A 2,784-nucleotide genomic window follows, 5' to 3' on the forward strand; every position below is an offset into this window, starting at 1 on the left:
CCGGCAGCACGATCCCCCGCAACTGCGGCACGCTGCCGTCCACGCCGGTGTCGACGACGCCGACGGTGACGCCGGCCCCGTCGGTCAGCGGCCAGACCTGCTCCGGCGCCAGCTGCCGCTGCGCCCACGGCACGGACGGGTCGACGCTCTGCGGCGGCGGCAGGCACGGTTCCTGCTCGGTCGAACTGGCCGAGGACGACGGCTGCGCGGCGGCGGGCACGGCCGTGACGACCCCGAGCACCCCGGCGACCAGCACCCCGGCCAGCCGCCGCACGCCCCGGTTCACGACGCCACCGCCGCGACCGCCTCCTGCTGCCAGGCCACCATGGAGGTGGTGAGCCGCGCGGCCACCTCGGGATCCTCGACGAGCCGCAGCTGCCCCTGGTGGCGCCGCGCGAGCACGCTGTCCAACTTGGCGAGCACGGCGAGATCCCGCTCGTCGAGCTCGGTGGTGGTCGGCGTCTCGCCGGGTGCCAGCTCCCGGTAGAGCACGGCAACCCGCGGCGCCTGAGGCGACCCGTCGTCCTCGGTCTCCTCGTCGTCCTCCTCGGCCGTCCGCACGGCAAGCGCCTTGAACCGGGCCCCGGCGACGAACACCGCCTCGTCGATGGGCCGCCCGATCATCAGCTCCGACGTCCGCCGGGCCGAACTGGGCCAGATCAGGACGTCGAGGTCCGCCCCGGGCACCGTCACGTCGAGATCGACGCTCCCCGCGAGGAACCCGGGCTCGGTCAGCACGGTCCCGGGCGCACTCCGATGTTCGAGCGACTCGTTCACCTTGCCCTGCCGCAGCACCGCCCGCCGATGCGTGGGCAACCGCCGGATCCCGGACATCAGACAGGGGATCTGCCCGTCCAACCCCCCGGCCTGCCCAACCCGAAGCGCACCGTTGACCGACCGCGCCCCACCGTCCCCGCGCCCGAGGAAGAGACAGACGGCGACGTAGTCGGCCTTCACGCCCAGGGAGTCGTCGACCCGCATGGAGGGCCAGGTGGCCATGGCAGCGTTCACCGTGGCCAGCGCCTCGGAGAAGTACTCCCCAGCCGCGGCGGTGAACCGCGCCTGCTCCGAAGCGGTGCTGTTGCGCCCCGGCACCACCAGCGCCTTCCCCACCGGAGCCGGCGCCCGCACGACCTCGACACTCTCCCGAGGCACGACCTCCTCGCCCGACGCCCGCCCCCCGTCCCCCACCGGAGGACGCAGGTTCTCCACGGGCACCGCCTCCCGCCGCACAGGCTCCTCCCGCACGACCTCAACACCCTCCGGCAACCGAACCGACTGCGGCGGACCGGACACAGTGGACACGGGAGCAGCAGAAGTAGTCACAATCGGCGGCACCCCACCCACCGGCACCGAAGGCACCGGCGGTGGGGGCGGCACAACCGGCGGAGGCGGCAACGGCACAGGCGATCCGGCAGCCACAGGCGACGCGGGCGACGCAGCCGACGCGGGCGGCATGGCCGACGCGGGCGAGGCAGAAGGCACACGCGGTGGAGCGGGCGGAGACGGTAGCGGCGCCGGTGTTCCCGCAGCCACAGGCGACGCAGCCGACACCGACGGCATGGGCGGCACGGGCGACGCAGAAGGCACATACGGTGGAACGGGCGGAGACGGCAACGGCGCCGGTGACCCGGCAGCCACAGGCGGCACGGTCGGCACCGACGGCATGGCCGGTGCCGGCGACGCAGAAGGCACAAGCGGCGCAGTCGGCACCGACAGCGCAGGCGACGCAGCCGGCGCCGATGGCACGCCCTGCACCGATGCCGCGGTCGGCATCGACGGCGCAGGCGGCGATGCCGACCGCGTTGCGGGCGACGCAGCGGGCGCCGGTGGCACGCCCGGCATCGACGCCGCGGCCGGCGATACCGGCCGCGGCGCGAGCGGCACAGCTGGTGCGGGCGATGCAGCCGGCGCAGATGGTGCGGACGGCGCGGGTGGCGGCGCCATAGGTGGCGCAACAGGTGCAGGCCCAGCGGCAGCCGTCACCGGCGGCACAGGCCCGGGCCCACCAGGCCGCGGCCCCACCGGCGGAGCGTCACCACCGATGTCACCGCTCGGCACCCCCACCTCAGGGGCAGGATCCACCGGCCCACCGAGCCGTGCCCCGAGACCACCCGCCACGGCCGGCTCGAACGCGGGCACCACACTCCCCGGCCGCGCCCCACCCTCCCCCGACGCGACCAACACGACAGACGCCCCGGCAGACGCCCCAACAGACGGCGACCCAACAGACGCCCCGGCAGACGAGGCACCAGACGAGGCACCGGACGAGGCACCAAACGGCGGCACGACAGACGGCTCGGGCGGGGCAACCACGAACCCCCGCCCCGGCAGCACCGCATCCTCCTCCGCCACCACCGACTTCCGCCGCCGCGACGAGCCCCACCGGTCGAGGGCCCGCTCCGCCTCCTCGTCCATCACGCCGGCCATGCGCACCCGCACCACGGCCCGCTGCTGTGCCGGCAGCACCGTGAGCAACTCCTCCGCCGCCGCGAGCACCGGTAGGCCGACGACCTGACCGGACGTGCCCAGCGCCAGCGTCCACCCCTCGGGGTCGAAGGGCGCGGCCTCGGCGGTGGGATCGGCCGGCTCCCCGGAAGCGGCCCGCAGCACGAGTCCGGACGGCACGACGTCCGCCACGACGTCCCCGGAGGCGTGGACGTAGGACCGCCGACCCGCACGCGACCAGCCGGGGGGCGCGGCGGCGATGTCGAGCACCTGCTGGTCCCCACCCCGCACGGACTGCTGCAACACCAACGGAAAAGGGCGGTACAGCCGGTTCCC

At 75.1% G+C, this 2,784-nt stretch carries 2 protein-coding genes and 1 pseudogene; 1 reads left to right on the forward strand and 2 read right to left on the reverse strand.

What is annotated here, in order from left to right; translation table 11 throughout:
* Positions 1 to 286, reverse strand: a pseudogene (locus ACJ73U_RS06650) (type VII secretion-associated serine protease mycosin); the annotation flags it as partial.
* Entirely contained in the window at positions 283 to 1,248 is a 966-nt protein-coding gene (locus ACJ73U_RS06655; protein WP_407776641.1) for a hypothetical protein, read from the reverse strand. The gene ACJ73U_RS06655 and the pseudogene ACJ73U_RS06650, both read right to left, overlap by 4 nt.
* Before the next feature lie 119 nt (positions 1,249 to 1,367).
* Here ACJ73U_RS06655 and ACJ73U_RS06660 point away from each other — a divergent pair, with 119 nt between their 5' ends.
* Positions 1,368 to 1,949: a hypothetical protein gene (locus tag ACJ73U_RS06660; RefSeq protein ID WP_407776642.1), complete on the forward strand. Its 582-nt coding sequence runs from the start codon at positions 1,368 to 1,370 to the stop codon at positions 1,947 to 1,949.
* Positions 1,950 to 2,784: the final 835 nt, after the last annotated feature.

The organism is Actinophytocola sp., from assembly GCF_045807065.1.
Classification (GTDB): domain Bacteria; phylum Actinomycetota; class Actinomycetes; order Mycobacteriales; family Pseudonocardiaceae; genus Actinophytocola.